The sequence below is a fragment of the Legionella sp. 27cVA30 genome, from assembly GCF_024160945.1.
Classification (GTDB): domain Bacteria; phylum Pseudomonadota; class Gammaproteobacteria; order Legionellales; family Legionellaceae; genus Legionella_A; species Legionella_A septentrionalis.
The window spans coordinates 1,352,501-1,366,876 of record NZ_JAMYXK010000002.1 but is presented as its reverse complement, the minus strand read 5'-3'; the positions used below and the strand labels follow the sequence as shown (position 1 = coordinate 1,366,876).

Genomic DNA, 14,376 nt, shown 5'->3' with positions numbered 1-14,376 from the left:
CTGTTGATTTGAGTCATAGGCTAAATTGCACCTATTTAAAGTTGAGGTGTAAACCTCCCCTTATTAGTGCCAACCTAAACTAGAGTTTTCCGACTTATTGATCCTCTCCCAAAAATTGATCCAGCCTTACCTAGAAAAACTGGCGCTTAACACCTTCTGTTTGAACTGATTTGGAGTCAAATTGTTCAATGAAGAATGAGGGCGGAAATCATTGTAATCCTGGCGCCATTCTTCAATTTTGTTTTTAGCATCTTCAAGAGATAGAAACCAGTGGCTATTCAAACATTCATCCCGAAAACTGCCATTAAATGATTCAATGAACGCGTTGTCTGTTGGTTTTCCAGGCCTTGAGAAATCCAGAGTCACGTGATTCTGATAAGCCCATTTATCCAAACTCTTTGAAATAAATTCAGGACCATTGTCAATGCGTATGGATTTTGGCTGTTTGTTCTCAAGCACCCTAAGACCTTCAAGAACGCCGACAACTTCTTCGCCTCGGATGGCCTTCCCTACATGAATGGCAAGGCATTCGCGACTAAAATTATCCACTATAGTTAATGCCCGTATTTTCTTGCCATTGAACAAGTTGTCAGCAACAAAATCCATGCTCCAGCATTCATTAAACGTAGAGGCCAGTTGCCGCTCTTCCCGGTGAGCACCTGTCACATGCCGGCGAGGGCGCTTCCTGCGAAGATTAAGGCCTTCTTCACAATAAATACGGTGAACTTTTTTATGGTTGACTACCCAGCCTTCTCGTTGCAGCAACACATGAATACGCTGATAGCCATAACGAACCCGTGTCTCAGCGATTTCCCTGATGCGGTGTCTTATAGCAGTATCTTCGCCACGGCAGGAGCGGTATTGGTATACGCTCCGGCTCATCATTAAAACTGCACAGCTCCTACGGATACTTACTCGATACCCATCCTGAAGAAAAACTGCCAGTTCACGCTTCTTACGTGGCTTTAAAGCTTTTTTGACAGAACATCCTGCAACATCTGTTTATCCAGGCTTAAATCAGCAACCAGCTGTTTCAGCCGCTTGTTTTCATCTTCCAGCTGACGCAGCTTTCTAAGGTCCGAGGCACCAAGACCACCATATTTCTTCTTCCAGATATAAAACGTCGCTTCGCTGATTCCAAGCTTCCGACATACCTCCGAAACACTCGTTCCTAATTCAACCTGCTTTAGACCAAATAATATTTGTTCTTCTGTAAATTTACTGCGTTTCATTCCAAATACCCCCTTTTTATTTAATTCATATTTCGACGTTTCAATAAGCGGACCTCATTAAGTATCTAGAAAGATTATGTGATAGCGTTTATCCTATGTCATTTGAAAAATGGTAGGAATTAGATGATAAGGATGTCATTAAGCGCTGAGGAACAATCGGCGTTGAATCGCTTAAGACTAACGAAGAATTCAAACATTGGTGAACGTGCGCATTATGTATTGCTATGCAGCGCTGGTAAATCTGTTAAAGAAATCGCAACCCAACTAAGCCGTAACGAGCATACAATTAGATTATGGCTAAATCGCTATAAAACCGAAGGCATCTGTGGCTTGGAAACTCATCAAAAATCAGGACGCCCCGCCAAGAAAGCCGTTATTATTGAATCACAACTTGAAGAATTACTAAATAACTCTCCTCAAGACTATGGCTATCAAGAGTCTGGCTGGCAGATAAGCATTTTACGTCACTGGTTTGAAAAACAAGGTTTGTCTGTTTGTGACAATACCTTGGCAAAGGCATTGAATAAATTAGGATTTGTGTACAAGCGCTTTTCAAAAACATTGCCTACAAATGCACCATCGGCTGATGAGAAAAAAATACGTATCAATGCAATCGTAGATGAGATTGGGAAATACTCCACACAGGACATTGAAATACTGTTTGTTGATGAGTCTCATTTTTCTAATCAACCATATGTTAGCCGTGGCTGGTTTAAATGTGGTGAAAAAAAGTAGTTCATACAGTTAAAAGCAGGCTGAGTAAAACTATTTTTGGCGCATTAAACATGCATACAAATCGTTTCTACTGGAAACAAGCGGATCGGGGAAGCAGCGAGCAATTTATTTGGTTTTTGCGTCAACTCCATCAAGCAAGCCCAGACAAAAAACTAATCATCATTTTAGACAATGGTTCCATACATAAAAGTAGAAAAGTACAGGCTTTTGTTAAGAAACAAGGATGGGTGGAGTTGTTTTTTCTACCACCATATTCGCCAGAGTATAATCCTATTGAGCGTTTCTGGCTTTGGTTAAAGCAGAACGTTTATGGCTGCAAATCATTTACAAAAATGGAAGATCTGATCCAACGAATACGAAAGTTAATATGGCATTTTCATGAGGGTAGGACTGTTTCAACAATTAATTTCAATTATGATGCGTATGCTACTTTATTATAGATACTTAATGAGGTCCACTTATCTTCAAATCGAGTATGCGCAGGCGATTTATGCGCAAAAGACAGGTGCGTGCCGGCATCGGGCGATTGCGTTTAAGCACGAGATGGCGAGGAGATACCCAAAGACGCCGGTGCGGGTGGTGAACAATGAGTGCCACAGTTTTGTGGAAGTGAAGGTAGGCGTTAACTGGATTGCGTGTGATTTGGGTGGTTACCCTGCGAAGCTTGCGGTTACGAATCCAGTTCCTCCTGTCAAACGGCCTGCGGAAGTTCCTGCTTCGGTTTTGCCGCAATCCCAGGAGGTTCTGCCGCAATCTCAAGAGATAATTCCGCCTTCTTCGGTGGTTATTGAAGAATTACCGGAGATACCGAGCAATCCGAATTCGTATTATGGTCGGTTTGAGACGTGGGTTAAGGAAAAGCCGCGAGTGGAATCGCTGTTGTCCTACAGCCAGCGGTTGTTGCAGCCCTTGCAGGGGAAGCGGTTGATTGATTTGGGCAGTGAGGCATCGGTTTTGGCGCTGCAATCGGCGTTGCTGTTGCACGCAAAGCGCATCCATCGCCCGGTGTATGTGATTAACTCGCCGGATGATTTGATTTGTTCAGCGCCTTATGTGGCGCGACAGGGTGAGCGGGGTGATTTAAAACGCGGTCCTGGTGGTCCGTTGCATGATTTTTTGCAAAAGCCGTATGAGGAAGGTAATCCGCCCATTCTTCTGGTGAATTACGATGCGTTTCGGCCGGAAGATTTTGTGCGGCTGAATGGGTTGATTGATGCGAAGCCGCATGCGGATGGGACGCCTTTGCCTGCTGGTGCGATGGTGATAGGGCTTATCAACACGAGCAAGCCTGATTGTTACCAGGGGGAAGATTTTTACTCACGGTTTGGGAAGGATGCGATAGAGGTGTGTCCTTTGGATGAGGCGACGCTGCTTGCCTCGCAGCGAGCGCTGCCGTTTCAGGAAGCGAATCCGACGGTGCCCAGCCATGCCATTGATTTGTACCATGGTTCGGATTGGAAGGAGCGTTTAATTGGGCGCTGGGTGTTGCAGGGGGATTCGCTTTTTTTCAAGAAAGGGGAGTTGGTCACAGCACTTGAGTCGGGTGTTTCAGTTGTCGAGATAGGCAATGGGTTGTGGGAGGATAAGGACTTCCTGCAATTTTGGCAACAGGCGTTGATTCGCGGTGCGGTTGATTGCGCGGGTGAAGTGGTTTCCTTGCCTGAGGATTTTGCTTTAATCAAGAAAGAAGGGTATGCGTGGGCGGATTGGCTGTCTTTGGTTGAGTTTAAACACGGTTTGGCGGGTGGACACCCTTCGTTAAACCCGACGTTGTTTAGCCAGTGTTTTACGCGATATCGCTGCGATGCACAAAGGAAACGCTTGGAACGTTTTTTGGACAGAATAAAAGGTTTCAGAAGAATTGCTACGCGGTATGATAAAACTGCCGCCATGTTTTTAGGTGCATTAATTGTAATAGGTATTTTGCTGTGGCTGAAACTTTAAAAACACGCCCTAGGAGACGAAATGTTTTTTGCTAAAAAAACTCAAGCATCGCCACACCTTCTGCCCAACCATTCGCTCATTGAACTGGAAAAATTAAAAAATGATTACACAGAACAATTAAGAAAAATAAATTTGCATATTTCCCACGTAGAAAACAATTTAAACGCTTTAAGTGAGCAAGTGAATGCAGAAAATATCAAGTTAATTAATTTGGAAAACAATACGACAGCCATCCAGCTAAAGGAAGAGCAAAGGATGGAAATGCTTGCCAATTATAGGCAGGATAATTCTGCCGACACTTATATGCAGCGCATGTTTCTACTCTCCCACTCACCCCAAACATCACACGACTTGGAAATGCAACAAATCAAAAAAAACATCCTGGAGCTGCAATCTCAGATTAACCTGCAAAAACAAGCTCAATACCGATATCTGCAAAACCAAAAGGATACCTTGCAAAAATTAAAGCATTTAAATGAGAAATTAACTGCACAAGATAAAGAATCCGCACAAGAAAATTTATCTATGATGAACCGTCATGACTGAAAAAAACAGCGGCAATGCCCCTCTTTTAAGAGGCATTGCCGCTGTTAATGAGGTTTATAACTGCTGGTATAATATCCATCTTTAATGGTAATTAAGTACACACTAACATTTGGGTTATTAACCGCTTGTTTACTGTCATCGCGCAGTAATAAATCTTCTTCTACATAAGTACTGAGGCTGCTTTCATCTACCAGCAATCGATACCAGGGAGCCTTGCAGGCGAATTCGCGCTTGTCTGCCTGCGGGTTATATTGCCCGGACGCTTGAAACAGCGGGTCGGCGTCAATAATGACAGCCCGATATCCCTGTTTTTTATGAATGACTACATCACCGATATTAAATTTGGCTATTTTTTTCATCGCTGCCTCCAAGCCCATATTTTCTTTTATATGGATAAATATCGGTGTTAATGAATAGAACTTGAGCGTGCAAAAACTAGGGCGTGTTTTTAAAGTTTCAGCCACAGCAAAATACCTATTACAATTAATGCACCTAAAAACATGGCGGCAGTTTTATCATACCGCGTAGCAATTCTTCTGAAACCTTTTATTCTGTTAAAAAATCGTTCGACATGATTCCTTTCTTTATAAATATGGGAATCATGCTCAAAGTGGAGACCATTTATGGGATGACTTATAAAACCAGAAAGGAGGCTCAATTAGCTCTATTCGATTATATTGAGGTGTTTTACAATCGCAAACGCATCCATTCAACTTTAGGGTTTCAGACCCCTAGCAAATTTGGCATGGTTGCATAAAGTGGGTGTCCGGTTTTTCGAGGTAGGATCATTTATGCTCATTCAAATAATGATGAACATAATTATGGATTCGTTCTTGCCAATCATCTTTAAATAGAGGTTCTGGTTTTGGGATTAGTTGCTCACACTGAATAAATGCTTTGATGAGTTCATTGCATTGCTCAAATGCAGAAATATCAAGATTAATACAGAGCATCCCTACAGCCTGCTGATCTTTATCCCGGATAATACTGCTCACCGATTTAATTTTTTTACCATTCCAATTTGTTTTTTCATAAGGCCCAATGCAATCATTTAATAACTTGATATCGTCTTGCACGAGCAAGGAAGGATCACCTGCCCGGCGTTTTGAAAATGGATGATAAATAGCCGCAATTTTGTTTTGTATAATGTCATGTACAATCACTTCTGCATAAGGATGCAGTAATCGCGAGATGGCCTCAGCGGTGGGTAAAAAAACTTTAATTGCTTCGTTCATGTAATAAATCACATTGTTTTTTATATATTATTCTAATTTAGACATTTTTATCAATTATGTGATTAATCGCTGAGATTATCCTTAGAGGGATTTTAGAGTGTGATTGAATACGATAAAAAAATATTAATTACGGTCAATTTGCATATAAATAATAGTAAAAGATCTATTATTATAAATATTGTTCATATAATTATGAGTTTTTATGCCACATTTGCACGATAATATTATTTCCCGCGGTCGAGCTTTGAATTATTCACTTAATCCCTACTCTAAGAACGTGCGAAGGGGAAGATACTCCTCTCCACTATCCTGGACAAACCCGCCAGCCAATACCAAGTCTTTCGTTTTAATTGTGGATGACCCGGATGTACCGCGGGGGCGTGGGTGCACTGGGTACTTTTTAATATCCGGCAAACATTAATAATTTATCAGCTAGCGAAATCTTGCCTGCCGGTGCCATGAGCGGTAAAAACAGCTGGGCACCACAGGTTATCGTCACGCATCGGTATTTCTTTAAGCTATATGCACTGGATAGTATGCTCTCCTTTGATGGACAGGCCGTCCTCAATACCATGCAAAATCATATCCTCGCAGAAAGCGTATTAGGTTCTGTCGACATTTATCTTAACCAAAGGGCGGTTGCAGCAATATAAATGAACGATAAAAAAGATTGAGCAAGTTTATCATATCGTGTTGCCACTCTTCTAAAATGTTTGAGTTTATTAAACATGCGTTCGATGGTTTTGGGTGCCGATGATAAAAAAACCGGGTTTATCGGGTTTGCCTTCCTCACTCTCGCCCATCAGCAAGTCATTGAGCAAACGCTCCATCATCGGTGAGCTGTTGATTTCATCGACGACCACCACGGCACCTTCCTTGAAGGCTTTGAGCAGCAGGCGTTTCTTATCATCCGGCTGCATGCTGACCGGCATGCGGTAGAAGCTATTCTCGCCTTCCCTAGGCGAGGATAACGTCGCTTCGGTAAACCCATGCGAGAGGAGTGCCAGGGTCACAAGCTCGCTCTTGCCCACCCCGGGCGGGCCTTCGAGCACCATGCCGCCCAAGCCGCCGTATCGTTGCGCATCGGTTGCTGCGGCATGGCGTTTGAAGTCCCGCAAGGCTAACACATCAGCCAATTGCTGGTACACCACCTGGCGGGAAGGGGTCATGACAAAGGATTCAAGCCCCTTCCTATCGATTTCTTTGACCTCATGAGCGGGGATAAATTGAGGCTTAAAGCGCTGGGAAAATTTCTCCTGCTCCTCAACAGGCAGCAACTCCTTACCCAGTTGATAAGCATAATAAGCCGCCACCTGCGCAGCGTCTGCCTCCGGGTGCTTTTTAAGGTAAGACAGGGTGAGGAGTGCCATCATTTCCAGTTCACGCGGGGAAATGAGCACTTCCTTGCTGGATGCATTCGCAAGGTAGGCATACACGCTTAATAATTGCCTGCATGTGGCAAGAACTGCTTCCTCGTTTAAGCTTTGTACCAACAAAGGCTTTAAAATATGCTGGTAAATAAATTCAGGCGGCATCGCTTCAAACACCAGCGCATTGCCATGCCGGGCAAAGAAAGGCGAGAGCTTGCGCTCACCGCCATAATTCACCGGGTTGCCGGCAAATACCACCTTATGCTGTGGGCTTAATAACGTGTATTCCCCATCAATGAGCATACCCGGCGGGTTGTTAAACAACCCTTCAAATTCCGTCCATTGCCGCGTACCGATGTTCGCCTCATCAATGAAAAGAATCTTGCGCTTCTCACTCTTATCACCGGCCCAGGCGCTTAACGCCTGCTCGCCTGAGTATAATGTATCCTCTTCATTCTTAAAGTACTGCCTGACAAACGTCGATTTGCCAACCGCCGTCAAACCGCTTAAATAAACATAAGGCTCAGCAGCCAAAATTCCATTGACCGAGGCGATGCGCTTTTCAATGAACGCTTGGGCTTTTTTCTCATAGTCGAGTTCATCAAGCTCAGCCATCGCAGGCACCGGCAACTGGTGCATCCCCTGCCAGGCTTCACCCGTTTGCCCAGTCGGGTTGCGCTCTGCATAAGATAACCTCGCCTGCAGCGCACTCAATGGCTCGTTCTCAAGCTCTGCCATCTTAAGCGTTTGCAGTAACGATGGCGCAAAGCGCCCGGCAAGAAGCTCCCCTTTCTCCGCAACCGTCACCGTATGCTGAAAAGCCCCCCAGGCAACTGAATGCATCCGGCTCATCACTCACCAATATAAGCTCGCCCAAAGCGTTGGGATTACCCTAAGTAACAAACTATGCTCCTTCATAATTCGATAAACGCGCTTATGATTTACTTTGGGCTTAGCATCAAGCTGCAATTGACGGTTAAGTAGTGTTGTTACGCGCCGATAGCCATAACTAGCTCGCTCATTCTGATACTGATCCGTTTTTATGGAAAGTAAGTTAAGCCACATTATTTGCCCAATATTTTTGTTCAAATTCTACCGGTGTGCAATAGTTTAAAGTTGAATGAAGGCGATTTCTATTATAAAAAACTTCGATATATTCAAAAATTGATTGTTTTGCCTGTTCTCGATTAGTAAATCGTGTAGGATAAATCCACTCCACTTTGAGTGAGTGAAAAAATGATTCAGCAACCGCGTTATCAAAACAGTTTCCTTTTCCACTCATACTGGCAATAAAACCATGGTTTGTTAACAGCCTTCTGAATTCCGTTGATGCGTATTGTGAGCCACGGTCTGAATGAAACATAATCCCTGGTTTTGGATTTCTATTTTTGCAGCCCATAGCCAAAGCGTTACCTACTAATTGACGAGTCATTTGCTTGTCCATGGCCCAGCCTACAACTTGACGTGAAAATAGGTCAATGACTACGGCTAAATACAGCCATCCTTCGCCGGTTGGAATGTAAGTAATATCACCTACCCATACATTATTTGGCAACTTGACATTAAATTGTTGCTTTAATCGATTGGGAGAGATAGATAGTGCATGATTAGAATTTGTAGTGGTTTTAAATCGGCGTTTTACTTTACCACTAAGATTATTCGCCTGCATTAAACGAATAACTCGCTTGCGACTGATTTTTTCATGCGCTTTTTTCAATGACTCATAAATACGTGGAGAGCCATAACACTGTCTTGAATTGTGATGAATCATGGTGATTTTTTTACTTAACTCTTTATCACGTTCAGCCCTTGCAGAGCTTGGATTAGTTAACCAAAAATAATAACCACTCATTGAAACACTTAAGGCGTTACACAGTTCAGTTACGCTAAATTCCCCAATACACTTTTTGATAAACTGATACTTCACCCTTGAGGATTGGCAAAGTATCCGAGCGCCTTTTTTAAGATATCTCGTTCTCGTTTAACCCGTTCTAACTCATCTTTTAATGCCTTTAGTTCAGCATCAGCAGGTTTTAAATTTCCTTTACCAGGAAAGGCGGTTTGAGCATCAGGGGTTTGTTTATAGGCACGTACCCATTTCGCTAACGTACTTTTCCCTACGCCTAAATTAGTCGCCGCTTCTTGGATCGTATAACCTCGTTCAATCACTAAGTTAACTGCCTCAACTTTAAATTCCTTAACATATAACTGTCTTACTTTTTTCATCGGTTATTTCCTCTTCGTGGTTAATTATTTTAACAAAGAGGCTTTTCTTATTCTCCAGTAAATCGGATCATGATCATTCACTATTTTATTAATATAGGGCAATAAAAAATTATCTTCTTCCTGTGAAGCTCGGGAGGCTCGTTGGTATTTCATTGTCATTGTTTTCATCCTTGTCGTTAAATGGGAACGGGAAACCTTAAGAGCATTTGCTATAGCTCTTATTCCATATCGTCCACTCCGAGCAAGGGTTGTCGCGAGATCAGTTTTTTTTCTCGTGCAACATCCGTGACATCCCCTATCCCCAACCCTCTCCCGCGAAGGGCATCATCATACTATCAAAGCTCCTATCGTGGGAGAGGGGGTAGATCGAAGTGAAATAGAAAAATTTGTGCTCAATTTAAGATGAAATCTTGGCTAAAAAACTTTAGGGACGTTGCCTAGTAATGTCTTAAGTTTTGTTAAGCAGCATTTAATCGAAGATAGGCACATATTTTACCTCACATCACACTTGCCTTAGCGGGTGCTATTGGCAATGAGATTACCTGCTCACAAAATGAGCTGGGTGGTATGAAGTCATTCTGGGATAGCGTACCTTTATGCTTTTACACGAGCTTCTTAGAGCTTGTCGAATACTTGAAATAAAACAGCTTTTATTTAGTCAATTCCCAGGAAATTGATAATTTTTGCGGTACTTGTTTGAATGTTTGCTCAAATTCCGATGGGCCCTATCGAGCCAGATATGCTTTTTACTTATTATTTGTCCATGATGTATAATAATTTTTATTTATTGTAAATTTGAGCAAAGCTAATGATTCTCTCGAATGATGGTACCGTTCTAATAAAGGTTTTGGATGCAGATATAGAAAATGGCACCTTCGCAATTCCTAACTCGGTTACCAGGATTGGTAATGGTGCATTTTTTGGCTGCCGCAGTTTAAGCGCCATCCACTTGCCAGAAGGCATCACCCAGATTGGTGGTGGGGCATTTTCTGTCTGCCGCAGTTTAAAGGAAATCCACTTGCCAGAAGGCATCACCCAGATTGGTGGTGAGGCATTTTATGGCTGCAGCAGTTTAAAGGAAATCCACTTGCCAGAAGGCATCACCCAGATTGGTTATTGTGCATTTCGTGGCTGCAGCAGTTTAAGAAGAATCTACTTACCAGAAGGCATCACCCAGATTGGTGGTGAGGCATTTTATGGCTGCAGCAGTTTAAAGGAAATCCACTTGCCAGAAGGCATCACCCAGATTGGTGGTGAGGCATTTTATGGCTGCAGCAGTTTAAGGGAAATCCACTTGCCAGAAGGCATCACCCAGATTGGTGGTGGGGCATTTTCTGTCTGCCGCAGTTTAAAGGAAATCCACTTGCCAGAAGGCATCACCCAGATTGGTGGTGGGGCATTTTTTGGCTGCAGCAGTTTGAGGGAAATCCACTTGCCAGAAGGCATTACCCAGATTGGTTATTGTGCATTTTCTGGCTGCAGCAGTTTAAAGGAAATCCACTTGCCAGAAGGCATCACCCAGATTGGTAATGAGGCATTTTATGGTTGCCAAAGCTTGGCTGATATCGTTATCAACAGTAACGATGAGAAAGAAATCGCCCGTGTCAAGTTGTTACTTCCCAAGCATCTGCGCCAGCACGTGGTTAGCAAGGCGTATTATGATAAGGCACAACAGAAAATAGAATCATTACTTGCAAGACCTGAATTCAATCCGCTGTATCCTTTTATGGTGAATGAGAGCCTTTCTTTATTCCCGGATATTCTCGCTGTTATTGGCGGCTTTGAAAGAGAGAGCAGCCAATCCTATCAATCTGCCAAGCAGGCAATGGAAGCCCTTCCCATCCCCAAGAATGATGGGCAGATGCAGGCTTATCAAGAAAAAATAGACGATATTGCTGAACAATACTTAAGTCAAGCAGAAGAGGAGGCCGTTATTCCGAGTAAAAAGAATCGAATTATTTTTATTGAGCATGATTCCCATATTTATAAAGAAAGGAATCATGTCGAACGATTTTTTAACAGAATAAAAGGTTTCAGAAGAATTGCTACGCGGTATGATAAAACTGCCGCCATGTTTTTAGGTGCATTAATTGTAATAGGTATTTTGCTGTGGCTGAAACTTTAAAAACACGCCCTAATTTACCCGTAAAAAATTTACAGCAAACCATAGGATTTTTTACCCAATTAGGCTTTGCCTTCAATCCCCAATTTACCGATGAAAATGCCACCTGCATGATCATCAGTGACAGTAGTTTTGTCATGCTTTTACAAGAAAATTTTTTTAAAAGCTTTATCCCGGCGCATGAACTTGCCAATGCAGATAAAAGCAAAGAAGTTTTAGTTGCCTTGTCGCTAGAAAGTCGCGCTGCAGTAGACGATATGATTGATAAAGCCATAGCTGCAGGCGGGAAAGAATACAGGCCAATGCAAGATCAGGGCTGGATGTATGGCCGCGCTTTCCAAGACATTAACGGACATGTTTGGGAGCCATTTTTCATCGACATCAGCGCTATGCCAGAAGAAATGAAGTCTGTTTGATGCAAGCGTTTGTAGTTATTCATACCAATTCAATTTTACTAACTTTTATTTTCGGATCATCATAAATACAATTCGCCTTAGGATTTAAAATATGTCTATTCTGTATCAATACTCACACTTTTTAGCCGTATCGAAAGGTTGTTACGATGGCGGCTTATCCATAAAAGAATTAAAAAAGCACGGTAACCTTGGACTTGGCACATTTCATGCGCTGGATGGTGAGTTGGTCGTTATTGACAATCAATTTTACCATTGTGCAAATGGGCAAACCCGCCTTGCCGAAGATAGTGAATTGCTGCCATGGGCTGCCATAGCAAATTTGGGAGCCGGACGTTCTTTTACCATAAAAAATATTGTATCAATTGAAGAATTGCAGAGCGTATTATTAGCGCATGTACCGACAAAAAACTATCCCGCAGCATTACGCATTAAAGCGCATGCCGCTAATATTGCCTTGGGCAGCGTCCCCAAACAAACCAAGCCTTATAAAGCCATTTCAGCAATTATTGAGGATTCAATTTTAATTAATACGGGCGAAATCACGGCGGACTTAGGGGGCTTTTATACTCCAGAATTTATGTTTCCCATGAAAGCAAAAGGAATTCATTTGCATTTTGTTGATGAAAACAGACGTATTGGCGGACACGTTTTAGAATTGCAACTCATTTCTGCAGAAATTTACTGGCAGCAACTTACCGCCATAAATATCATTTTCCCGCAAGCTGATGAATATAAAAATGCAAATTTATCACTTGCTGACAATCTGCCTAAATTTGAGGATAAGCTTAACCAGTAAGTAGACATCATTCCTTATTGAGCATAAAAAATTAGAAAATCGCTGGTAACTGATGAATTCAAAGCAATTATTGAGATGTGATTCATGAATCTATTACACCAAATTCACGTAGAGGCATGGAAAAATAAGAGCGAATGAATTTAATTGATTACCAGGTGATCCTCTCCCAAAAATTGATCCAGCCTTACCTAGAAAAACTGGCGCTTAACACCTTCTGTTTGAACTGATTTGGAGTCAAATTGTTCAATGAAGAATGAGGGCGGAAATCATTGTAATCCTGGCGCCATTCTTCAATTTTGTTTTTAGCATCTTCAAGAGATAGAAACAATTATTTTTATTGAGCATGATTCCCATATTTATAAAGAAAGGAATCATGTCGAACGATTTTTTAACAGAATAAAAGGTTTCAGAAGAATTGCTACGCGGTATGATAAAACTGCCGCCATGTTTTTAGGTGCATTAATTGTAATAGGTATTTTGCTGTGGCTGAAACTTTAAAAACACGCCCTACTTTTTGCGCTACAAACACTGATGAATTGGGCCTGGACCCCACTCTTTTTTAACATGCACTGGTTAATCTTCAGTGCTGTATGGCTTATTTGCTTAACGTGTTTGAATGTGCTCTTGATTATTAAAGTACAGAAAACGCATCGAAGCATTGCTTGGTTATTAAGTCCTTACCTAGTTTGGCTAGGTTTTGCTTCTTATCTAAATGTACTCATTGCACTAATGAATTAAGGAATTCATCATGAATATTCTTATTGCAGGCGCTTCTGGATTTATTGGTAGCGAATTAGCCAATTACCTCTCACAAAATCATAAAGTTACTGTTCTGGGTCGTACATTAGGAAAATTAGAGTCTTTTTCTAAAGACATCAGTCGCATAACCTGGGATAACTTATCACTTCAGGATGCCAAACAATATGAGCTTATTATCAACCTATCGGGCTCTAGTATTGGTGCAAAACGCTGGAGCTTAAAGGTAAAAAAGGAACTTATTGAATCACGTACCGAAACTAATCGGCAACTCATTGAATGGCTTATTCATCACCAAGCTAAACCTCGATTTTTTTGCGCTAACGCCATAGGAATTTATGGAGCACAAGAGTTTAGCGAAGACTCTTTTGACGAAAAATCCCCTCTTCCTGAATCATCAGCTGATTTTTTACAACAGATAGGGCTTCTTTGGGAGCAATCTCTTAACTCTGCTATAGCGGCAGGCATAGCAGTAACTACATTAAGACTTGGAGTGGTGCTAAAACAAGGCGAAGGCATGCTTAAAAAATTAGAGCTGCCTTTTCGCTTGGGCTTAGGAAGTGTTTTGGGTAGTGGTCAACAAGCGCTGTCGTGGATTTACTTTAAGGATTTAATCAATGTCATTGATTTTCTTATCACACATCAAGAAGTCACGGGGCCTGTAAATATCACAAGTCCTTGCCCAGTCACCCAACAAGAGTTTGCACAAACACTTGCAAAAGCACTAAGGCGACCCGTTTTTCTCAAAACCCCAGGGTTCGTTATTAACGCTTTGTTTGGTGAAATGGGAGACTATTTGCTACTTAAAGGCCAAAGAGTAGTCCCAAAGCGCCTGAATGAACTTGGTTTTAAGTTTAGTTACCCCAAGATAGAAGCTGTATTACTTGAAGAGTTTCACAAAGAATCAATCCATAAGGACAAATAATGAATGGACTCACTTTAAAACTGTTTTTTATTGCGTTTGTAGTGTTTATTGCTACAGATATGATTTGGTTAGG

At 41.9% G+C, this 14,376-nt stretch carries 15 protein-coding genes and 8 pseudogenes (1 of these 23 running past the window's edge); 14 read left to right on the top strand and 9 right to left on the bottom strand.

The window, feature by feature from the left end:
• Positions 1-126: 126 nt before the first annotated feature.
• Positions 127-1,232, bottom strand: a protein-coding gene (locus NKV53_RS11845; protein WP_127111455.1) for an IS3 family transposase whose coding sequence is annotated in 2 segments (ribosomal slippage) — positions 127-980 and positions 980-1,232 — 1,107 coding nt in all. Because the reading frame shifts where the segments join, the coding sequence is not laid out codon by codon here.
• 132 nt (positions 1,233-1,364) lie between these two features.
• Between NKV53_RS11845 and NKV53_RS11840 the strand changes: the two genes are divergently transcribed.
• From NKV53_RS11840 to NKV53_RS11825, 4 genes and pseudogenes are all read left to right on the top strand, one after another.
• Complete coding sequence (locus tag NKV53_RS11840; RefSeq protein ID WP_158615019.1) at positions 1,365-1,967, top strand: IS630 family transposase; 603 nt, start codon at positions 1,365-1,367, stop codon at positions 1,965-1,967.
• A gap of 20 nt (positions 1,968-1,987) precedes the next feature.
• The gene (locus NKV53_RS11835) at positions 1,988-2,407 is read left to right on the top strand and encodes an IS630 family transposase (RefSeq protein WP_126955072.1); all 420 of its coding nucleotides are present in this window, start codon (positions 1,988-1,990) and stop codon (positions 2,405-2,407) included.
• 1,369 nt (positions 2,408-3,776) lie between these two features.
• Positions 3,777-3,911: pseudogene (locus tag NKV53_RS11830) on the top strand (IS5/IS1182 family transposase); the annotation flags it as partial.
• A 21-nt stretch (positions 3,912-3,932) separates the two neighbouring features.
• Positions 3,933-4,457, top strand: a complete 525-nt coding sequence (locus tag NKV53_RS11825) for a hypothetical protein (RefSeq protein ID WP_126954508.1) — start codon at positions 3,933-3,935, stop codon at positions 4,455-4,457.
• 44 nt (positions 4,458-4,501) lie between these two features.
• Here the strand turns inward: NKV53_RS11825 and hspQ are convergent, their stop codons facing one another.
• Together hspQ and NKV53_RS11815 are read right to left on the bottom strand one after the other, a co-directional pair.
• Entirely contained in the window at positions 4,502-4,816 is a 315-nt protein-coding gene (hspQ, locus tag NKV53_RS11820; protein ID WP_126954509.1) for a heat shock protein HspQ, read from the bottom strand.
• Between the two features lie 89 nt (positions 4,817-4,905).
• Positions 4,906-5,061, bottom strand: a pseudogene (locus NKV53_RS11815) (IS5/IS1182 family transposase); the annotation flags it as partial.
• Positions 5,062-5,106: 45 nt separating this feature from the next.
• Between NKV53_RS11815 and NKV53_RS11810 the strand changes: the two are divergent.
• Positions 5,107-5,214 (top strand): annotated as a pseudogene (locus tag NKV53_RS11810) (IS3 family transposase); the annotation flags it as partial.
• A 28-nt stretch (positions 5,215-5,242) separates the two neighbouring features.
• Here the strand turns inward: NKV53_RS11810 and NKV53_RS11805 are convergent.
• A complete protein-coding gene (locus NKV53_RS11805) occupies positions 5,243-5,692 on the bottom strand; it encodes a transcriptional regulator (RefSeq protein WP_253351203.1) in 450 nt (149 codons plus the stop codon).
• 202 nt (positions 5,693-5,894) lie between these two features.
• Here NKV53_RS11805 and NKV53_RS12120 point away from each other — a divergent pair, with 202 nt between their 5' ends.
• Positions 5,895-6,113, top strand: a complete 219-nt coding sequence (locus NKV53_RS12120) for a hypothetical protein (protein ID WP_325049567.1) — start codon at positions 5,895-5,897, stop codon at positions 6,111-6,113.
• Between the two features lie 37 nt (positions 6,114-6,150).
• Positions 6,151-6,345, top strand: coding sequence for a hypothetical protein (locus NKV53_RS11800; RefSeq protein WP_253351230.1), 195 nt, complete (start codon positions 6,151-6,153; stop codon positions 6,343-6,345).
• Here NKV53_RS11800 and NKV53_RS11795 read toward each other — a convergent pair.
• From NKV53_RS11795 to NKV53_RS11780, 4 genes and pseudogenes are all read right to left on the bottom strand, one after another.
• Positions 6,312-6,431: pseudogene (locus tag NKV53_RS11795) on the bottom strand (transposase); the annotation flags it as partial. The gene NKV53_RS11800 and the pseudogene NKV53_RS11795 sit on opposite strands and share 34 nt — an antisense overlap.
• Complete coding sequence (locus NKV53_RS11790) at positions 6,415-6,747, bottom strand: AAA family ATPase (RefSeq protein WP_253351227.1); 333 nt, start codon at positions 6,745-6,747, stop codon at positions 6,415-6,417. The pseudogene NKV53_RS11795 and the gene NKV53_RS11790, both read right to left, overlap by 17 nt.
• Positions 6,748-7,956: 1,209 nt before the next feature.
• A pseudogene (locus NKV53_RS11785) lies at positions 7,957-8,127 on the bottom strand (IS3 family transposase); the annotation flags it as partial.
• A protein-coding gene (locus NKV53_RS11780) for an IS3 family transposase (RefSeq protein ID WP_127057644.1) occupies positions 8,117-9,288 on the bottom strand; the annotation gives its coding sequence in 2 pieces (ribosomal slippage) (positions 8,117-9,009 and positions 9,009-9,288; 1,173 coding nt in all). The gene NKV53_RS11780 and the pseudogene NKV53_RS11785, both read right to left, overlap by 11 nt.
• Positions 9,289-10,096: 808 nt before the next feature.
• On the opposite strand from NKV53_RS11780, the gene NKV53_RS12115 reads away from it, so the two are divergent.
• The 3 genes from NKV53_RS12115 to NKV53_RS11760 all read left to right on the top strand — a co-directional run bounded on the left by NKV53_RS12115 (position 10,097) and on the right by NKV53_RS11760 (position 12,622).
• Positions 10,097-11,413, top strand: a complete 1,317-nt coding sequence (locus NKV53_RS12115; RefSeq protein WP_371923202.1) for a leucine-rich repeat protein — start codon at positions 10,097-10,099, stop codon at positions 11,411-11,413.
• Positions 11,398-11,826, top strand: coding sequence for a VOC family protein (locus tag NKV53_RS11765; protein ID WP_127057642.1), 429 nt, complete (start codon positions 11,398-11,400; stop codon positions 11,824-11,826). Before NKV53_RS12115 ends, NKV53_RS11765 begins: the two co-directional genes overlap by 16 nt.
• A 91-nt stretch (positions 11,827-11,917) precedes the next feature.
• Complete coding sequence (locus NKV53_RS11760) at positions 11,918-12,622, top strand: acetolactate decarboxylase (RefSeq protein ID WP_126954679.1); 705 nt, start codon at positions 11,918-11,920, stop codon at positions 12,620-12,622.
• Positions 12,623-12,806: 184 nt separating this feature from the next.
• Here NKV53_RS11760 and NKV53_RS11925 read toward each other — a convergent pair.
• Positions 12,807-12,947: pseudogene (locus NKV53_RS11925) on the bottom strand (integrase core domain-containing protein); the annotation flags it as partial.
• 17 nt (positions 12,948-12,964) lie between these two features.
• Between NKV53_RS11925 and NKV53_RS11750 the strand changes: the two are divergent.
• The 4 genes and pseudogenes from NKV53_RS11750 to NKV53_RS11740 all read left to right on the top strand — a co-directional run.
• Positions 12,965-13,120: pseudogene (locus NKV53_RS11750) on the top strand (IS5/IS1182 family transposase); the annotation flags it as partial.
• An 18-nt stretch (positions 13,121-13,138) separates the two neighbouring features.
• Positions 13,139-13,360: pseudogene (locus NKV53_RS12110) on the top strand (TspO/MBR family protein); the annotation flags it as partial.
• Positions 13,361-13,370: 10 nt separating this feature from the next.
• Entirely contained in the window at positions 13,371-14,303 is a 933-nt protein-coding gene (locus tag NKV53_RS11745) for a TIGR01777 family oxidoreductase (RefSeq protein WP_253351201.1), read from the top strand.
• Positions 14,303-14,376, top strand: partial view of a DUF2177 family protein gene (locus NKV53_RS11740; protein WP_253351200.1) — the start only. Its footprint extends 130 nt past the window's final position; only the first 74 of its 204 coding nucleotides appear in the window; it begins with the start codon at positions 14,303-14,305; its stop codon lies beyond the right edge, outside the window. Before NKV53_RS11745 ends, NKV53_RS11740 begins: the two co-directional genes overlap by 1 nt.

Excerpts from the sequence above, each read along its gene's own strand:
- NKV53_RS11840 (WP_158615019.1), top strand. The coding sequence starts at position 1,365 with ATGTCATTAAGCGCTGAGGAACAATCGGCGTTGAATCGCTTAAGACTA.
- NKV53_RS11825 (WP_126954508.1), top strand. The coding sequence starts at position 3,933 with ATGTTTTTTGCTAAAAAAACTCAAGCATCGCCACACCTTCTGCCCAAC.
- hspQ (WP_126954509.1), bottom strand. The coding sequence starts at position 4,816 with ATGAAAAAAATAGCCAAATTTAATATCGGTGATGTAGTCATTCATAAA.
- NKV53_RS11805 (WP_253351203.1), bottom strand. The coding sequence starts at position 5,692 with ATGAACGAAGCAATTAAAGTTTTTTTACCCACCGCTGAGGCCATCTCG.
- NKV53_RS12120 (WP_325049567.1), top strand. The coding sequence starts at position 5,895 with ATGCCACATTTGCACGATAATATTATTTCCCGCGGTCGAGCTTTGAAT.
- NKV53_RS11800 (WP_253351230.1), top strand. The coding sequence starts at position 6,151 with ATGAGCGGTAAAAACAGCTGGGCACCACAGGTTATCGTCACGCATCGG.
- NKV53_RS11790 (WP_253351227.1), bottom strand. The coding sequence starts at position 6,747 with ATGGTGCTCGAAGGCCCGCCCGGGGTGGGCAAGAGCGAGCTTGTGACC.
- NKV53_RS12115 (WP_371923202.1), top strand. The coding sequence starts at position 10,097 with ATGATTCTCTCGAATGATGGTACCGTTCTAATAAAGGTTTTGGATGCA.
- NKV53_RS11760 (WP_126954679.1), top strand. The coding sequence starts at position 11,918 with ATGTCTATTCTGTATCAATACTCACACTTTTTAGCCGTATCGAAAGGT.
- NKV53_RS11745 (WP_253351201.1), top strand. The coding sequence starts at position 13,371 with ATGAATATTCTTATTGCAGGCGCTTCTGGATTTATTGGTAGCGAATTA.